This is a genomic window from Cupriavidus sp. 05L411, from assembly GCF_056398045.1.
In genome coordinates, this window is record NZ_JBFTOQ010000010.1 from 18,431 (window position 1) to 34,889 (window position 16,459).

General features: G+C 64.2%; 16 protein-coding genes and 2 tRNA genes. 15 read left to right on the top strand and 3 right to left on the bottom strand.

Annotated features, from left to right (window positions below):
- Positions 1-152 precede the first annotated feature (152 nt).
- Both AC1DQR_RS14185 and AC1DQR_RS14190 read left to right on the top strand, forming a co-directional pair.
- Entirely contained in the window at positions 153-857 is a 705-nt protein-coding gene (locus AC1DQR_RS14185; protein WP_416048148.1) for a DUF2968 domain-containing protein, read from the top strand.
- Positions 858-1,067: 210 nt separating this feature from the next.
- Positions 1,068-1,466, top strand: a complete 399-nt coding sequence (locus AC1DQR_RS14190) for an acyl-CoA thioesterase (RefSeq protein ID WP_416048149.1) — start codon at positions 1,068-1,070, stop codon at positions 1,464-1,466.
- A 10-nt stretch (positions 1,467-1,476) separates the two neighbouring features.
- On the opposite strand, the gene AC1DQR_RS14195 is transcribed toward AC1DQR_RS14190, so the two are convergent.
- Complete coding sequence (locus tag AC1DQR_RS14195; protein ID WP_043345020.1) at positions 1,477-2,022, bottom strand: PAS and helix-turn-helix domain-containing protein; 546 nt, start codon at positions 2,020-2,022, stop codon at positions 1,477-1,479.
- Between the two features lie 173 nt (positions 2,023-2,195).
- Here AC1DQR_RS14195 and AC1DQR_RS14200 point away from each other — a divergent pair, with 173 nt between their 5' ends.
- Positions 2,196-2,897, top strand: coding sequence for a CoA transferase subunit A (locus AC1DQR_RS14200; protein ID WP_043345022.1), 702 nt, complete (start codon positions 2,196-2,198; stop codon positions 2,895-2,897).
- An 11-nt stretch (positions 2,898-2,908) separates the two neighbouring features.
- Positions 2,909-3,547, top strand: coding sequence for a CoA transferase subunit B (locus tag AC1DQR_RS14205; protein WP_477133175.1), 639 nt, complete (start codon positions 2,909-2,911; stop codon positions 3,545-3,547).
- A gap of 96 nt (positions 3,548-3,643) precedes the next feature.
- Here AC1DQR_RS14205 and AC1DQR_RS14210 read toward each other — a convergent pair whose 3' ends face one another.
- Together AC1DQR_RS14210 and AC1DQR_RS14215 are read right to left on the bottom strand one after the other, a co-directional pair.
- A complete protein-coding gene (locus tag AC1DQR_RS14210) occupies positions 3,644-4,117 on the bottom strand; it encodes a DUF411 domain-containing protein (protein ID WP_416048150.1) in 474 nt (157 codons plus the stop codon).
- A gap of 35 nt (positions 4,118-4,152) precedes the next feature.
- Complete coding sequence (locus AC1DQR_RS14215) at positions 4,153-4,929, bottom strand: 3-hydroxybutyrate dehydrogenase (protein WP_416048151.1); 777 nt, start codon at positions 4,927-4,929, stop codon at positions 4,153-4,155.
- A 202-nt stretch (positions 4,930-5,131) separates the two neighbouring features.
- Between AC1DQR_RS14215 and AC1DQR_RS14220 the strand changes: the two genes are divergently transcribed.
- From AC1DQR_RS14220 to pheT, 11 genes are all read left to right on the top strand, one after another.
- Positions 5,132-6,019, top strand: coding sequence for an alpha/beta fold hydrolase (locus AC1DQR_RS14220; RefSeq protein ID WP_416048152.1), 888 nt, complete (start codon positions 5,132-5,134; stop codon positions 6,017-6,019).
- Between the two features lie 61 nt (positions 6,020-6,080).
- Complete coding sequence (locus tag AC1DQR_RS14225) at positions 6,081-6,443, top strand: RidA family protein (protein ID WP_416048153.1); 363 nt, start codon at positions 6,081-6,083, stop codon at positions 6,441-6,443.
- Positions 6,444-6,458: 15 nt separating this feature from the next.
- A complete protein-coding gene (locus tag AC1DQR_RS14230; protein WP_174422750.1) occupies positions 6,459-8,681 on the top strand; it encodes a RelA/SpoT family protein in 2,223 nt (740 codons plus the stop codon).
- A 21-nt stretch (positions 8,682-8,702) separates the two neighbouring features.
- Positions 8,703-8,779: transfer RNA gene (locus tag AC1DQR_RS14235), tRNA-Val, on the top strand.
- A 69-nt stretch (positions 8,780-8,848) separates the two neighbouring features.
- Positions 8,849-8,925, top strand: a tRNA-Val gene (locus AC1DQR_RS14240).
- 367 nt (positions 8,926-9,292) lie between these two features.
- Entirely contained in the window at positions 9,293-11,200 is a 1,908-nt protein-coding gene (gene thrS / locus AC1DQR_RS14245; RefSeq protein WP_043345032.1) for a threonine--tRNA ligase, read from the top strand.
- Between the two features lie 45 nt (positions 11,201-11,245).
- Positions 11,246-11,767, top strand: coding sequence for a translation initiation factor IF-3 (gene infC, locus AC1DQR_RS14250; RefSeq protein ID WP_081488948.1), 522 nt, complete (start codon positions 11,246-11,248; stop codon positions 11,765-11,767).
- A gap of 170 nt (positions 11,768-11,937) precedes the next feature.
- On the top strand, positions 11,938-12,135 hold the full coding sequence (gene rpmI, locus AC1DQR_RS14255; protein ID WP_006163215.1) for a 50S ribosomal protein L35: 198 nt from the start codon (positions 11,938-11,940) through the stop codon (positions 12,133-12,135).
- A 27-nt stretch (positions 12,136-12,162) separates the two neighbouring features.
- Positions 12,163-12,519 (top strand): 50S ribosomal protein L20, encoded by a 357-nt coding sequence (gene rplT / locus AC1DQR_RS14260; RefSeq protein WP_006163216.1) that lies wholly within the window; start codon positions 12,163-12,165, stop codon positions 12,517-12,519.
- Positions 12,520-12,853: 334 nt separating this feature from the next.
- The gene (gene pheS / locus AC1DQR_RS14265; protein ID WP_416048154.1) at positions 12,854-13,885 is read left to right on the top strand and encodes a phenylalanine--tRNA ligase subunit alpha; all 1,032 of its coding nucleotides are present in this window, start codon (positions 12,854-12,856) and stop codon (positions 13,883-13,885) included.
- Between the two features lie 71 nt (positions 13,886-13,956).
- Entirely contained in the window at positions 13,957-16,404 is a 2,448-nt protein-coding gene (gene pheT / locus AC1DQR_RS14270; RefSeq protein WP_477133176.1) for a phenylalanine--tRNA ligase subunit beta, read from the top strand.
- Positions 16,405-16,459 lie beyond the last annotated feature (55 nt).

Here is a 16,459-nt window from a genome sequence, read left to right on the forward strand (position 1 = left end):
CGTCATGGTGACAAAACGCGGTCCTTGTTGGGAAGCTTGTTACAATCCGCGGTCGGTGGGGTGCGCATTGCGCATCATTGCCGCCGGGTAGTGCTGCATGATGCACTCCGATTTCTTGAACCGTATTTCGTCCCCGTCCCAGCCGGAACGCCATGTTGAATAATTCCTGCCGCGCCCCCTTGCTAGCCAGCCTGATCGGCCTGGCCTTGTCGCTGTCCGCCTCCGGTGTCGTGGCGGCGGCCGAGCCCGTGCCGATGTCGGTGGCCCCGGCGCCGCTGACCGCTTCGGGCAGCATGCCGCAGGCCTCGCCGGCTTCGCTGGGGTTGGTGTCGGAGCTGCAGAAGCGCCTGCGTGACAGGTCGGTGCGCGAGCTGCGCACCAGCTACAACGGCGACTATGGCACCACGCTGATGCTCGCAGACGATCAGGTGGTTTGCTATGTGGCGCTGTTCTACCAGAAGAATCTCTGGCGGGTTTTCCGCTTCGAATCGATCGGGGCGGCGGAACAGGCTTACCGCCAGGTAACGCAGCAGAGCGCGGTCTGGGCTGATGACGATATCCGCCGCCAGGTGCTGGCATCGCAAAAACGCGCGTTTGACAAGGCACTGCAGGAAACCGAGGCGCGTGCCAATGCGCTCAATGAAGACGTGCGCGTGATGCAGGCGCAGCGCCAGCGTATCGCCGAAGAGCAGAAGGCGGCGCGCATCGAGGTGCAGAGCGCGGAAATCGAGAGCCGTGCCTCCCGTATCCGCCTGGAGCAGCTGCAGCAGCAGATCCGCCGCATGGAATCGTCCCTGACGGATTCCGGCCTCGCCATGCCCGGCTCGGCGGGCAGCGACCGCCCGGTGCGCCGCTAAGCCATCGATTTTCTGTATTTGCCTGTCAGGCCGGCGGCGTCCGTCGCCGGCTGGCGCCCGCCGGGAATTCTGAACGCGGAATCGGATTGGCCCGAGGTGAACTTGCCCGGCTGATCAAAGGCCAAGGCTGCCGCCCTCCGGGTGTGCCGATGTGTGAACCGTCGTTTCCGCCGATGGAAGTGACGGGCACCTGGTGTTACGCTCACGCGGATGAAACCCGTATTCACTCTGCACATGCCCATCCGTTGGGGCGACATGGACGCCATGGGCCATGTCAACAACACGGTCTACTTCCGTTACCTGGAACAGGCGCGCATTGCCTGGTTCGAGTCGCTGGGACATGGCGGCAAGGACGCCAGCGGTTGCGGGCCAGTCATCATCAACGCCCACATGAGTTTCCTGAAGCAGCTGCGCTATCCCGGGGATATCGAGTGCCGGATGTTTGCGGGCGACCTGGGGCGCACGAGCTTCGAGACCCGCATGGAGATCCGCCGCATCGACCAGCCGGATGTGGTGTACGCGCAAGGCGGCGCCAAGGTGGTCTGGTGCGACTACGAGGCCGAGAAATCCGTGCCCGTGCCGCCGGCAATCCGGGCGCTGATGGCGTAGGGCGCCGCCCTTAGTGGTTGAGCAGGCGTTGTACCAGGTCGACCGAGGTATGGGCGCTGTACTTCTTCATCAGCCTGGCCCGGTAGATGTCCACCGTGCGGGGGCTGATGGAGAGCAGCTTGCCGATCTGCTTGCTGGTCTTGCCATCAACCAACTGCGCGGCGATATCGCGTTCGCGCGCCGTCAGCTCGGCGGTGACCGGGCGCTTCTGCGAGAGGTCTTCGAAGGTCCAGATACCGGCGCCCAAGGGCTGCTGGCGGTCCAGCGAGCGCCCGGTGACGTGGCACCAGAACAGGTCGCCCCCGGCGCGCTTCATGATGCGCTCGTCGGAGTAGGTGCCTTTGGCATTCATGATCGGCACGATGCGCGCGCCGGTACGCTCGAACTCGTCAGCGGTGGGATAGAGTACCTGGAACGATTCGCCGATCATGGCGGCCCGGGTGGTGCCAAAGATGCGGCAGAGCTCGTCGTTGCAGTCCTCGATCATGCGCTCGCGCGACAGCACGAGGCCGACTGGGGCGAGCTGGAAGGCGGTCTGGTAGTCGATGGCGGGCATTTGCTTATGTAATTGTACGTATTGGCGCGGGATGCGACGCTTGCGTATGCTGTCGGACGGTTGGCAACTGGACGATCTCCGTCCGATTGTACCGTTACAATTTCCCTGCGTGACTCGCCGGCATCACCTGGAGGCGGGCGCAATGACAGGAAATCACCGAGGAAGGAGCAAACATGAACAAGGTCTACGCCAGCGCCGCGGAGGCGCTCGCGGGCGTCGTTCGCGACGGCCAGACGATCGCGGTTGGCGGTTTCGGTCTGTGCGGCATCCCGGAGGCGCTGATTGCCGCGCTGCGCGACAGCGGCGCCAAGCAGCTCACCTGCATCTCGAACAACGCTGGCGTTGACGGTTTCGGCCTGGGCCTGCTGCTCGCCACGCGCCAGATCAAGAAGATGATTTCGTCGTACGTCGGTGAAAACAAGGAGTTCGAGCGCCAGTACCTGGCCGGCGAACTCGAGCTGGAATTCACCCCGCAGGGCACGCTGGCCGAGAAGCTGCGCGCCGGCGGCTCGGGCATCCCGGCCTTCTTCACCAAGACCGGCGTAGGCACCATCGTGGCCGACGGCAAGGAAATCCGCGAGTTCGATGGCCAGCAGTACGTGATGGAACGAGCGCTGACCGCTGACGTGGCCCTGGTCAAGGCGTACAAGGCAGACCGCGCCGGCAACCTGGTGTTCCGCCGCACCGCGCGCAACTTCAACCCGATGTGCGCGATGGCCGGCAAGGTCACCATCGTCGAGGTCGAGCACCTGGTCGATACCGGCACGCTGGATCCGGATGAGGTCCACACCCCGGGCATCTTCGTGCAGCGCATCGTGCTGAACGCCAACCCCGAGAAACGCATCGAGCAGCGCACCGTGCGTGCCGCGGGCTAAGGAGAATCATCATGGCATGGACACGTGACGAAATGGCGGCGCGCGCCGCGAGCGAACTGCAGGACGGCTTCTATGTGAACCTGGGCATCGGCCTGCCGACGCTGGTGGCCAACCACGTGCCGCAAGGCATGGAAGTCTGGCTGCAATCCGAGAACGGCCTGCTGGGCATCGGCCCGTTCCCGACCGAGGCCGAGGTCGACGCTGACATGATCAACGCCGGCAAGCAGACCGTGACGACGCTGCCGGGCTCGTCGATCTTCTCCTCGGCGGATTCCTTCGCGATGATTCGCGGCGGCCATATCAACCTGGCTATCCTCGGCGCCATGCAGGTCAGCGAGAAGGGCGACCTGGCCAACTGGATGRTSCCGGGCAAGATGGTCAAGGGCATGGGCGGCGCGATGGACCTGGTGGCTGGTGTCGGCCGCGTGGTGGTSCTGATGGAACACACCGCTAAAAAGAAGGACGGCAGCGAGGACATCAAGATCCTGGCGTCGTGCGCGCTGCCGCTGACCGGCGTGGGCGTGGTCAATCGCATCATCACGGACCTTGGCGTGATCGACGTGACCGAAGCTGGCCTAAAGCTGGTGGAGACCGCGCCGGGCGTGAGCCGTGAAGAGATCCAGAGCAAGACGGGCGCTCCGCTGCTCTGATACGCGCTGTCGCAATGAAAAAACCCCGCGAGCTTGCGTTCGCGGGGTTTTTTGCTCTCAGCGCCGGGGGCGCCCTTGTCAGATGCGCCGGGTGCTTCAGGTGCCGCGCTTGTTGTAGCTGGCGAAGACCGATGCGCCGCCATCCGCGCGGACCAGCAAGACATCGAACGGGTCCTTGCGCTTACCCTGTTCCATGCCTGGCGAGCCAACCGGCATGGCGGGCACGGCCAGGCCCACGGCCTTGGGCTTGCTGGCTACCAGCCGCTTGATGTCGGCGGCCGGCACATGGCCCTCGATCGCATAGCCTGCGATGCGGCCGGTATGGCAGGAGCCGAAGCGCTCTGGCATGCCGAAGCGGGCGCGATAGACGCCGGTGTCTTCCACGTCGCGCACGGTCACGGCAACGCCATTCGCGCGCAGGTGCTCGACCCAGCCCTCGCAGCAGCCGCATTGCGGGCTCTTGTATACCTCGATGGCGAGCGGGGCGGCAGCGGCGCCGGCACCGGCGCGCAGCCCCAGCGAGGCGGCGGCGCCCAGGGTCAGGGCGCGCAGAACGTAGCGTCGCTGCATGCTCTGTGCCTTTGTATTCATTGCGCTCATTGCGCTCATTGCGCCACCCAGCCGCCATCCATGTTCCAGGCCACGCCGCGCACCTGGCGGGCCGCGTCGCTGGCCAGGAACACGGCCAGCGCGCCGAGTTCGTCGGGCGTGACGAACTGGCCGGAAGGCTGCTTCTCGATCACCAGCTCGTGCTTGGCCTGCTCCACGGGAATGCCGTCCTTCTGCGCGCGCGCTTCCACCTGCTTTTGCACCAGCGGCGTCAGCACCCAGCCCGGGCAGATCGCATTGGCGGTTACGCCGGTCTGGGCGGTTTCCAGCGCGGTGACCTTGGTCAGGCCGACGATGCCGTGCTTGGCGGCTACGTAGGCGGATTTTTGCGCGGAGGCCACCAGCCCGTGGGCGGAGGCGATATTGATGATGCGGCCCCAGTCCTTGCGCTTCATGCCAGGCAGGGCGAGGCGGGTGGTGTGGAAGGCGGAGGTCAGGTTGATGGCGATGATCGCGTCCCAGCGCTCGGGCGGGAAGTCTTCGATATTGGCCACGTACTGGATGCCGGCATTGTTGACGAGAATATCGGCGCCGCCGAATTCCGCGTCGGCGTAGCGCATCATGTCCTCGATCTCGGCGGACTTGCTCATGTCCGCGCCGTGGTAGCCCACGCGAATGCCCGCGCCGGCCTGCGCGGTCTCGCGCTTGGCGGCTTGCGCATCGCCGAAGCCGTTGACGATGATGTTGGCGCCCTGGGCGGCCAGTGCCTGTGCGATGCCGAGCCCGATACCGCTGGTGGAACCCGTGACCAGTGCCGTCTTGCCTTTAAGCATGTTTGCCCTTTCGTCGGAGTGCTTTGCACGTTGGAGTTGGACTGCGCGAGGGACCCGTCGCGCGCCAGCGGCAAAGGCATGGCGGCGAGAACCCCGATGCTGTGGCATTGTAACTGCTGCAGCGTACAATCCAGCTTTGCCCAACCCGGGCGCCACCATGCCGGCGGCGCCGTTCTTGCTACCGTATTGCCAGGGAGTTCAGATGTCGTCAGTCAGTCCGCGCCTCGGCTTCGTCCAGTGCATCAGCCCGGCGGGTCTTCACCGCATGGCCTATCACGAATGGGGCGATCCCACCAATTCCCGGGTGCTGATGTGCGTGCATGGCCTGACGCGCACCGGCCGTGACTTTGACACGGTGGCCGCCGCCTTGTGCGGCGAGTACCGCGTGGTGTGCCCCGACGTGGTCGGGCGCGGCCGCTCGGACTGGCTCGCGGACCCGCGCCGCTACGTGTTGCCGCAGTACGTGTCCGATATGGTCACCCTGATCGCCCGGCTCAATGTCGAGCAGGTCGACTGGTTTGGCACCTCGATGGGCGGCCTGATCGGCATGGGACTGGCGGGCCTGCCCAAGTCGCCGGTGCGCAAGCTGCTGCTCAACGACGTGGGCCCGCGCATCGCCGCCTCGGCGGTGGAGCGGATCGGTGCCTACCTGGGCCTGCCGGTGCGCTTCAAGACGTTCGAGGAAGGCCTCGCCTACCTGCAGACCATCAGCGCGTCTTTTGGCCGTCACACGCCCGAGCAATGGCGCGAGCTCAATGGCGCCATCCTCAAGCCGGTGCAGGGCGCCGAAGGCCTGGAGTGGGGCTTGCATTACGATCCGGCGATGGCGCTGCCGTTCCGCGAGACCACGCCCGAACAGGTGAGCGCGGGCGAAGTGGCGCTGTGGCAGATGTTCGAGGCCATCCAGGCGCCCACGCTGGTGGTGCGCGGCGCGCAGTCCGACCTGCTGACGCGCGAGACGGTGGCGGAGATGGTGGCGCGCGGGCGCAACGTGACTTCTGTGGAAGTGCTGGATGTGGGGCATGCCCCGACGTTCATCGATCCCGCGCAGGTGGCCATCGCCAAGCAGTTTTTCCTGGGCGCAGCCTGAGGCGAGAAGCGCTGCCCGGACCGATGATTTTGATGTTTTACCCGACGACTAAAGTATTGCCATGAGTACCAATGAACTGAAGCGCGCCCACGTGGGCAAGCGCCTGTCCGAATACGCGATCTACAACGGCGTGGTCTACCTTGCCGGCCAGGTGCCGGAAGTCGATCCCGGCGCGGACCTGCGTGGCCAGACCGGCGAGGTGCTGGGCCATATCGAGCGCCTCTTGAACGAAGCAGGCAGCGACAAGAGCCGGATTCTCTCGTGCCAGATCTTCCTCACCGACGTCGACCAGATCGGCATCATGAACGAAGTCTGGGACGCGTGGGTGGTGCAGGGCCATACGCCCCCGCGCGCCACCGTGGAGGCTCGCCTGGCCAATCCGCAGTACCTGATCGAAGTGGTGGTCACCGCCGCGCTCAAGTGAGGCTGGGGCAGCGAGATGGTGACGTCGACTGACCTGACCGGGCAGATTGCCGGCACGCCCGATGCCGGGCTGGTGGAGCGCGCCCTGGCGTTCGTGCGCGAGCGCGGCAGCACCGCATTGCTGCCCACCGGCGAAACCGTGCTCTCGCATGCCGAGGGCATGCTGCGCATTCTCGACGGCCTGCGCGTCGACGATGCCGCGCGCGCGGCGGCCTGCCTGTTTGCGCTGGCCGCGTTCGTACCTGGCAGCGAGGCGGAAATCGAGCCGCTCTTCGGCGAAGAAGTAGCGGGGCTGGTCAAGGGTGTGCGGCAGTTGTTGCGTATCGGCGCGATCGCGGTGGGCCACAGCGGCGCGCCCGAAACCACCAAGGATGAAATCGCCGCGCGCCAGGAGCAGGTGGAGGCGCTGCGCAAGATGCTGCTGGCCTTCGCGCAGGACATCCGCGTGGTGCTGGTACGCCTCGCCTCGCGGCTGCAGACGCTGCGTTGGCTGGCGCAGGTCAAGGCGCAGCCGCTGCCGGGGGTCGCGCGCGAAACGCTGGACATCTACGCGCCGCTGGCCAACCGGCTCGGGATCTGGCAGATGAAGTGGGAGCTGGAGGACCTGGCGTTCCGCTTCGAGCAGCCCGATACCTACAAGCGCATCGCGCGATTGCTCGACGAAAAACGCATCGAGCGCGAAGGCTATATCGCCAGCGCCATTGCGCGGCTGCAGTCCGAACTGGCGTCGGCCGAGATTCGCGCCGAGGTGAGCGGGCGGCCCAAGCATATCTACAGCATCTGGAAGAAGATGCGCGGCAAGGAACTCGACTTTGCCGATCTCTACGATGTGCGCGCCTTCCGCGTGATCGTTGACGACATCAAGGATTGCTACACCGTGCTGGGCATCGTGCACCATATCTGGCAGCCGATCCCGCGTGAGTTCGACGACTACATTTCCCGGCCCAAGTCGAACGGCTACAAGTCGCTGCACACGGTGGTGATCGGCGACGACGGGCGCGCCTTCGAGGTGCAGATCCGCACCCAGGAGATGCATCACTTCGCCGAGTACGGCGTGGCCGCGCACTGGCGCTACAAGGAAGCGGGCAGCAAGGGCTATAGCGGCCAGTTCTCCGCCAGCGAGCGCTACGACGAGAAGATCGCGTGGCTGCGCCAGTTGCTGGCGTGGAAGGACGACGCCGATCATTCGGTTGCGCACGACGAGTCGCCGTGGGAGCAGCTCAAGCACGCGGCCATCGACGACCACATCTATGTGCTGACGCCGCAGGCGCGCGTGGTGGCGTTGCCGCAGGGCGCTACGCCGGTGGATTTCGCGTACTACCTGCATACGGACCTGGGCCATCGCTGCCGCGGCGCGCGCGTGGATGGCACCATGGTGCCGCTGAACACGCCGCTCAAGAACGGGCAGACGGTGGATATCATCGCCGTCAAGCAGGGTGGCCCGTCACGCGACTGGCTCAACGCAGAGCTGGGCTACCTGGCCAGCCCGCGCGCGCGCGCCAAGGTGCGCGCCTGGTTCAACGCGCTGGATTCGCAGGAGACCATGTCGCAAGGCCGCGCGCTGATCGACAAGACCTTGCAGCGCGAGGGCAAGACCGCTGTCAACCTGGATGACCTTGCCACGCGGCTGGGCTTCAAGACGCCGGACGACCTGTTCGCCGCGGTTGCCAAGGATGAGTTCAGCCTGCGCCATGTGGAGCAGGCGCTGCGGCACCCCGAGGGCGAAGCCGCGGTGGTGCAGAGCGAGGAAGAGGCCGTCACCAAGAAGAGCCGCGCCACCAGCGTGGCGCGCGGCGCCAAGAGCGGTGTGCTGGTGGTGGGCGTGGATTCGCTGCTCACGCAGATGTCCAAATGCTGCAAGCCGGCGCCGCCGGACGAGATCGTGGGCTTCGTCACGCGCGGGCGCGGCGTCTCGATCCATCGCCGCACCTGCCACACCTTCGGGCAGCTCTCGGCGCGTGCGCCGGAGCGCGTGATCCATACCGAGTGGGGCAAGCGCAGCGATGCCGTCTATCCGGTGGACATCCACGTGGAGGCGATCGACCGGCAAGGGCTGCTGCGTGACATCTCCGAAGTGCTGTCGCGCGAGAAGATCAACGTCACTGGCGTGAAGACGTTGTCGAGCAAGGGCGTCGCGCGGATGCAGTTCACCGCCGAGGTTTCCGAGGCCACGCAGTTGCAGCGCGCACTTGGTTTAATCGAAGATGTGGTGGGGGTCTTGCAAGCGAAAAGAAAGTGATGCTATACTTTCGTTCTCCGTAGGCTCGTAGCTCAGCTGGTTAGAGCACCACCTTGACATGGTGGGGGTCGTTGGTTCGAGTCCAATCGAGCCTACCAACGAACAAGCAGTAAGACGTAGGCGCAGTGCAGCAGGCGCATACAGCGGTTAGTTTCAAGCAGTACCATAGGCTCGTAGCTCAGCTGGTTAGAGCACCACCTTGACATGGTGGGGGTCGTTGGTTCGAGTCCAATCGAGCCTACCAACGCATAGCAGTAAGAAGTACCGAAGCAGTCCGGTTGATCCCGATAACCTGGAACGGAAAAGGCGCCATGTTCAAGACACAGCGAACTACTACCGCTAATTAGCGACAGTAGTCGAGGTGCGCCTTCGGACCCGGTGGATTGGGGTTAAATCGAAAAACAACGCAGCCTTGGCTGCGTTTTTTTTCGTCTGTCGCTTATTGGCTCCCTGCTATCCTGCTCGGTCGCCCGTGGGTGGATCCGAGCGAAGTCCCCGCTGCCTGGCTCATGCTGGTTTCACGAAAGGCATGAGCCGGGCGCTACAAGATGCTTTTTATTCGCTTGCCGGCGGTTTGGGCCCCGGCGGGTGGATTTCTGATGAGGTGCAAGATGATCGCAATCACGCTGCCGGATGGTTCCCGACGCGAATTCCCCGGCCCGGTAACGGTGGCCGAAGTGGCGCAGAGCATTGGCTCGGGCCTGGCCAAGGCTGCCCTGGCGGGCAAGGTGGACGGGCAGATGGTCGACACCAGCTTCCTCATCGAGCGCGATGCGGCTCTCGCCATCGTCACGGACAAGGATGCCGATGGCGTTGATGTGATCCGTCACTCGACGGCGCACTTGCTGGCCTACGCTGTCAAGGCACTGTATCCCGAGGCGCAGGTGACGATCGGCCCGGTGATCGAAAACGGCTTCTACTACGACTTCGCCTACAAGCGCCCGTTCACGCCCGAGGACCTGGTCGCCATCGAGAAGAAGATGGCCGAGCTCGCCAAGAAGGACGAGAAGGTAACGCGCGAAGTCTGGAGCCGCGACGAAGCCGTGAAGCTGTTCGAGTCGATGGGCGAGAAGTACAAGGCCGAGATCATCGCCTCGATCCCGCAGGACCAGGAGATCGGCCTGTATCGCGAAGGCGAGTTCGTCGACCTCTGCCGCGGCCCGCACGTGCCGTCCACGGGCAAGCTCAAGGTCTTCAAGCTGATGAAGGTGGCGGGTGCCTACTGGCGCGGCGACGCCAAGAACGAGATGCTTCAGCGTATCTATGGCACGGCCTGGGCCAAGAAGGAAGACCAGGAAGCCTACCTGCACATGCTGGAAGAGGCCGAGAAGCGCGACCACCGCAAGCTGGGCAAGCTGCTCGACCTGTTCCACCTGCAGGAAGAGGCGCCGGGCATGGTGTTCTGGCACCCGAAGGGCTGGCAGGTGTGGCAAGCGGTGGAGCAGTACATGCGTGGCCGCCTGACGCAGGCCGGCTATGAAGAAGTGCGCACGCCGCAAGTGATGGATCGTTCGCTGTGGGAGAAGTCAGGTCACTGGCAGAACTACAAGGAGAACATGTTCGTCACGGAGTCGGAGAAGCGCGACTACGCGATCAAGCCGATGAACTGCCCCGGCCATGTGCAGATTTTCAATCACGGCCTGCGCTCCTACCGCGACCTGCCGCTGCGCCTGGCTGAGTTCGGCGCCTGCCATCGCAACGAGCCCTCCGGCGCGCTGCACGGGCTGATGCGCGTACGTGGCTTTGTGCAGGATGATGCGCACATTTTCTGCACGGAAGAGCAGATCGTCGCGGAGGCCAAGGCTTTCAACGAGCTGGCGTTCTCCGTGTACGACGATTTCGGCTTCAAGGACATCGCGGTCAAGTTGTCGCTGCGCCCGGATCAGCGCGCCGGTTCGGACGAGGTCTGGGATCACGCCGAGGAAGGCCTGCGCCTGGCGCTGCGCGCCTGCGGCGTGGAGTGGGAGGAGCTGCCGGGCGAGGGCGCCTTCTACGGCCCGAAGGTGGAATACCATATCAAGGACGCCATCGGCCGGTCTTGGCAATGTGGCACGCTGCAGCTGGACCTGGTGCTGCCGGAGCGCCTGGATGCCGAGTACGTCTCCGAAGACAACTCGCGCAAGCGCCCGGTCATGCTGCATCGGGCCATCCTGGGCTCTTTCGAGCGCTTCCTGGGCATCTTGCTGGAAAACCACGCCGGCGCGCTGCCCGCCTGGCTGGCGCCGGAGCAGGTCCTGGTGCTGAATATTGCCGACTCGCAGGCGGAATATGCCGAAAACGTCGTGCAACTGCTGCAAAAACAAGGATTTAGGGCTAAGGCGGATTTGCGTAACGAGAAAATTACGTATAAAATCCGCGAGCATTCCCTTCAGAAGATTCCCTACCTCCTGGTAGTGGGCGACAAAGAACGGGATGCCAGTCAAGTGGCCGTGCGTGCCCGTGGCAACGTGGATCTGGGCGTGATGTCCGTTTCCGCGTTTGTGGAGCGTCTGCAACAGGACGTTGCCAGCAAAGCCTGATGGGATGAGCACGGCTTGTTTTTTGTCTTCTTGAGGTAACGCAACATCGCTACAGACAAAGGTCATCGCATCAATCGCGAAATCAGCGCACCCGAATTGCGCTTGGTCGGGGTTGATAACGAGCAGCTCGGCATCGTCAAGTTCATGGACGCGCTCCGCCTGGCTGAGGATAAGGACTTGGACTTGGTGGAAATCGCTCCTACAGCGGTGCCGCCGGTTGCCCGTATCATGGATTACGGCAAGTTCAAGTACGAGGAAGCCAAGCGCGCGCACGACGCCAAGCTGAAGCAGAAGATCATCCAGGTCAAGGAAGTCAAGTTCCGGCCGGGTACGGATGATGGCGACTACAACGTCAAGCTGCGCAACCTGAAGCGCTTCCTCGAAGACGGCGACAAGACCAAGATCACGCTGCGTTTCCGCGGCCGTGAGATGGCGCACCAGGAAATCGGCGCGCGTGTGCTCGAACGCCTGAAGGCGGACCTGGAAGAAGTTGGCCAGGTCGAGCAGATGCCGAAGATGGAAGGCCGCCAGATGGTGATGGTGCTGTCTCCCAAGAAGAAGAAGTAAGATTTTGCGCGTCGCTGCGGCCCGGAGGGGAATCCCTCCGGGCGCGGCGTCGTGCGAAAGCAGCGCAGAGGCCGCACGCGGCTTTAGCGCAACAATAAGTGGATGCGGGTTTTGCAAGTGTCGGCGCTAGCTGGCCACCTGCATGCATGTCATAGAAGCTGGAGTATTTCATGCCGAAGATGAAGACCAAGAAAAGCGCCTCCAAGCGCTTTACTGCGCGTCCGAATGGTTCGTTCAAGCGTGGCCAGGCCTTCAAGCGTCACATCTTGACCAAGAAGACCACCAAGAATAAGCGCCAGTTGCGCGGCACCCAGGACGTCCATGAGACGAACCTGAAGGCCGTTCGCGCAATGATGCCTTACGCATAACCCTAACGAAAACGAAAGGAGCATTACATGCCTCGAGTAAAACGTGGGGTCACTGCACGGGCCCGCCATAAGAAAGTCATCGTCGCCGCCAAGGGTTTCCGCGGTCGTCGCAATAACGTCTACCGTATCGCCAAGCAGGCGGTCATGCGTGCTGGTCAGTACGCATACCGCGATCGCCGCAACAAGAAGCGCGTGTTCCGCGCTCTCTGGATTGCGCGTATCAATGCTGCTTCGCGTGAGCATGGCATGACCTACAGCGTGTTCATGAACGGCCTGAAGCGGGCTTCGATTGAGCTGGACCGCAAGGTGCTGTCGGACATGGCTATTCATGACAAGCCTGCCTTTGCCGCCATCGTCAACCAGGTGAAAGCCACCGTTGCCTGATGCCGGCTCCGGGGTGCCACGCTAGTGTCTAGTGTGGCACCCCGGGCAAGCACCGACCGCAAGGTCGACAGCATTTCCGCCGAATTTGCCTGAACAGCGCTTGTCGCCGTGATGGCGGTTCGGCCGGACCTGCAGAAACGGGGCTCCTCACCGAGCCCCGTTTTCATTTCGGATACCGTTTCGCGCCGTTCCCGGTTCGATGCAAGACGACATCCGAAACGAAGCCCGCGCCGCCCCCGGTGCCGCGCGGACTCTGCACCTACATCGCACTTAGTGCCAACCCACGCCCGGGCCCAGCGTGACCCGGACGCCAAATTTATCGCCGACCGCCGCCATGTCTCTGGATCCGGATCAAATCGTCGCCGACGCCCAGGCCGCCTTCGCTGCAGCCAACGACAACGCCACGCTGGAAAACGAAAAAGCCCGCTTTCTCGGCAAGACCGGTGCGCTCACCGAGCTGCTCAAGAGCCTCGGCAAGCTGGACCCGGAAACGCGCAAGAGCGAAGGCGCGCGCATCAACCAGGCCAAGCAGCAGGTCGAGGCTGCGCTGCAGGCACGCCGCCAGGCGCTGGCCGATGCGCTGATGAACGTGCGGCTGGCCGCCGAAGCCATCGACGTCACGCTGCCGGGCCGCGCGGTTGCCCGTGGCAGCCTGCACCCGGTGATGCGCACCTGGGAGCGGGTCGAGCAGATTTTCGGCTCGGTGGGCTTCGATGTGGCCGATGGCCCCGAAATCGAAACGGACTGGATGAACTTCACCGCGTTGAACAACCCGGACAATCATCCGGCCCGTTCGATGCAGGACACCTTCTATGTGGACGGCCGTGATAGCGACGGCAAGCTGCTGCTGCTGCGTACCCACACCAGCCCGATGCAGGTGCGCTACGCGCGCATGCACGTGGAGAAGTACAAGGGCCGCGAGATGCCGCCGATCAAGGTGATCTGCCCCGGCCGTACTTACCGCGTCGACAGCGACGCCACGCACTCGCCGATGTTTAACCAGGTCGAAGGCCTGTGGATTGGCGATGACGTGAGCTTTGCGGACCTCAAGGGCGTGTACACGGACTTCCTGCGCAAGTTCTTCGAGCGTGATGACATCCAGGTGCGTTTCCGCCCCTCGTACTTCCCGTTCACCGAGCCGTCGGCGGAAATCGACATGGCCTTCGGCAACGGCAAGTGGCTGGAGATTTCCGGCTCGGGCCAGGTGCACCCCAATGTGCTGCGCAATATGGGCCTGGACCCCGAGCGCTATATCGGCTTTGCCTTCGGTTCCGGCCTTGAACGCCTGACCATGCTCCGCTACGGCATCAACGATCTGCGCCTGTTCTTCGAAGGCGACGCGCGTTTCCTGCGCCAGTTCGCCTGAGGCGCGTATCCGCGCCAGAGCACATCGTCACCGACACCCCAGAACAGAATACTTACCGGATCAGAAGCGCCATGCAATTCTCGGAATCCTGGCTTCGCAGTTTCGTCAATCCCGACAAGATTTCCACCGATGCGCTCTCGCACAGCCTGACCATGGCCGGGCTGGAAGTGGAAGAGGTCGGCCCGGTCGCGCCGCCTTTCAACAAGGTGGTGGTGGCGCGCGTGCTTTCCACCGAGCGCCATCCCAACGCGGACCGTCTCAACGTTTGCCAGGTCGATGCCGGCACCGGCGAGACCCTGCAGATCGTTTGCGGCGCGCCCAATGTGGCGCCCGGCGTCCTGGTGCCTTGCGCGCTGGTCGGCGCGGTGCTGCCGCCGTCCGAGGCGGGCGGCAAGCCGTTCGAGATCAAGGTGGGCAAGCTGCGCGGTGTGGACAGCTTCGGCATGCTCTGCTCGGCGCGCGAGCTCAAGCTGTCGGAGGACCACGGGGGCCTGATGCTCCTGCCCGAAGATGCCAAGATCGGCATGGACATTCGCGAGTACCTGGACCTGGATGACCAGGTCTTCGTCATCAAGCTCACTCCCAACAAGGCCGACTGCCTGTCGATCCACGGCGTGGCGCGCGAAGTCGCCGCGCTGACCGGTGCCGCGCTGCGCCTGCCGGAGATGAAGCCGGTTGCCGTGACGCTGGCCGACAAGCTGCCGGTGAAGATTTCCGCCCCTGACCTGTGCGGCCGTTTCTCGGGCCGTGTGATTCGCGGCGTGAACGCGCACGCGGCCACGCCGGCATGGATGGTGCAGCGCCTGGAGCGGGCAGGGCAGCGCAGCATCTCCGCGCTGGTCGACATCTCCAACTACGTGATGCTCGAGCTCGGCCGCCCCTCGCACGTCTTCGACCTGGACAAGATCCACGGCGGGCTGGATGTGCGCTGGGGCCGCAAGGGCGAGCAGCTCAAGCTGCTCAACGGCAATACCGTGGAGCTCGACGAGCAGGTCGGCGTGATTGCCGACGACAAGGAGATCGAGAGCCTGGCCGGCATCATGGGCGGCGACAGCACCGCTGTGACGCTCGACACCACCAACATCTACCTCGAAGCCGCCTTCTGGTGGCCGGAAGCCATCCAGGGCCGCTCGCGCCGCTTCAACTTCTCGACCGATGCCGGACATCGCTTCGAACGTGGCGTGGACTACGCCACCACGGTTGAGCATATCGAGCGCATCAGCGCGCTGATCCTCGAGATCTGCGGTGGCCAGGCCGGCCCGGTCGACGATCAGATTGTCAACCTGCCGCAACGCATGCCGGTGCGACTGCGCGTGGCGCGTGCCGAGCGCGTGCTTGGCATCGAGCTGTCGTCTGCGGTCGTCGCCGATGTGTTCCAGCGCCTGCAGTTGCCGTTCACCCGCGAGCAAGGCGCGGACGGCGAAGTGTTCGTGGTCACGCCGCCGAGCTATCGCTTCGATATCGAGATCGAAGAAGACCTGATCGAGGAAGTGGCCCGCATCTACGGCTTCGAGCGTATCCCGGCACGCCCGCCGATCGCCGAAAGCGAGATGCGCCCGACCGACGAAGCCCGCCGCTCAACCCATGCGGTGCGCCACGCGATTGCCGCGCGCGACTACCAGGAGGTGATCAACTTCGCCTTCGTCGAAGAGAAGTGGGAGCGCGACTTCGCCAGCAACGACAACCCGATCCGCCTGCTGAACCCGATCGCCAGCCAACTGGCGGTAATGCGTTCCACGCTGATCGGTGGCCTGCTCGACAAGGTGCGCTACAACCTCAACCGCAAGGCATCGCGTGTGCGGATGTTTGAAGTGGGCCGCGTGTTCCATCGCGACGCCTCGGTTGCCGATGGCGGCCTGACGGTGGCCGGCTATCGCCAGCCGATGGTTGCAGGCGGCATTGCCTACGGCCCGGCCTTCGAGGAGCAGTGGGGCATCGCCGCCCGCCCGGTGGACTTCTTCGACGTCAAGGGCGATGTCGAGGCGTTGTTGTTCCCGCGCGTTGCGCGCTTCGAGCCGGTATCGCATCCCGCGCTGCATCCAGGCCGCGCCGCGCAAGTGGTGATCGACGGCAAGGTTGCCGGCGTGATCGGCGAACTGCATCCGCGCTGGCTGCAGGAGTACGAACTGACGCAAGCGCCGGTCGTGTTCGAACTGGACCTGCAGGCGCTGCGTGAAGTGGGCCTGCCCGGCTACACCGAAATCTCCAAGTTCCCGGCCGCCGTACGCGACCTGGCGCTGGTGGTAAAGCAGTCGGTGCGCGTGCAGGACCTGCTCGACGCCATGCGCGAAGCCCTGGAAAAACAGGGTTCCCCCCGCTATTGCCAGAGCCTGGTGCTGTTCGACGAGTTCCGTCCGAAGGCGGCTTCGGCGGCCATTGGCGCGGACGAGAAAAGCCTTGCGTTCCGCTTGACCTTGCAAGATACTGGGGCGACCCTCCAGGACGAAACCGTCGACAGCGCGGTGCGTTGCATGGTCGAAGCCGCCGGCGCTGCATTCCAGGCGCGGATGCGCGGCTGATCCACCAGCTGACATGACAATGGAGCGCCCGGACTTCCGCATCCGGGCGGATCGC

Coding starts and splice junctions, on each gene's coding strand:
- AC1DQR_RS14195 (WP_043345020.1), bottom strand. CDS start 2,022: ATGCCCGCCATCGACTACCAGACCGCCTTCCAGCTCGCCCCAGTCGGC.
- AC1DQR_RS14220 (WP_416048152.1), top strand. CDS start 5,132: ATGTCGTCAGTCAGTCCGCGCCTCGGCTTCGTCCAGTGCATCAGCCCG.
- pheT (WP_477133176.1), top strand. CDS start 13,957: ATGCAATTCTCGGAATCCTGGCTTCGCAGTTTCGTCAATCCCGACAAG.
- AC1DQR_RS14210 (WP_416048150.1), bottom strand. CDS start 4,117: ATGCAGCGACGCTACGTTCTGCGCGCCCTGACCCTGGGCGCCGCCGCC.
- rpmI (WP_006163215.1), top strand. CDS start 11,938: ATGCCGAAGATGAAGACCAAGAAAAGCGCCTCCAAGCGCTTTACTGCG.
- AC1DQR_RS14215 (WP_416048151.1), bottom strand. CDS start 4,929: ATGCTTAAAGGCAAGACGGCACTGGTCACGGGTTCCACCAGCGGTATC.
- pheS (WP_416048154.1), top strand. CDS start 12,854: ATGTCTCTGGATCCGGATCAAATCGTCGCCGACGCCCAGGCCGCCTTC.
- AC1DQR_RS14225 (WP_416048153.1), top strand. CDS start 6,081: ATGAGTACCAATGAACTGAAGCGCGCCCACGTGGGCAAGCGCCTGTCC.
- AC1DQR_RS14230 (WP_174422750.1), top strand. CDS start 6,459: ATGGTGACGTCGACTGACCTGACCGGGCAGATTGCCGGCACGCCCGAT.
- AC1DQR_RS14190 (WP_416048149.1), top strand. CDS start 1,068: ATGAAACCCGTATTCACTCTGCACATGCCCATCCGTTGGGGCGACATG.
- AC1DQR_RS14185 (WP_416048148.1), top strand. CDS start 153: ATGTTGAATAATTCCTGCCGCGCCCCCTTGCTAGCCAGCCTGATCGGC.
- rplT (WP_006163216.1), top strand. CDS start 12,163: ATGCCTCGAGTAAAACGTGGGGTCACTGCACGGGCCCGCCATAAGAAA.
- thrS (WP_043345032.1), top strand. CDS start 9,293: ATGATCGCAATCACGCTGCCGGATGGTTCCCGACGCGAATTCCCCGGC.
- AC1DQR_RS14200 (WP_043345022.1), top strand. CDS start 2,196: ATGAACAAGGTCTACGCCAGCGCCGCGGAGGCGCTCGCGGGCGTCGTT.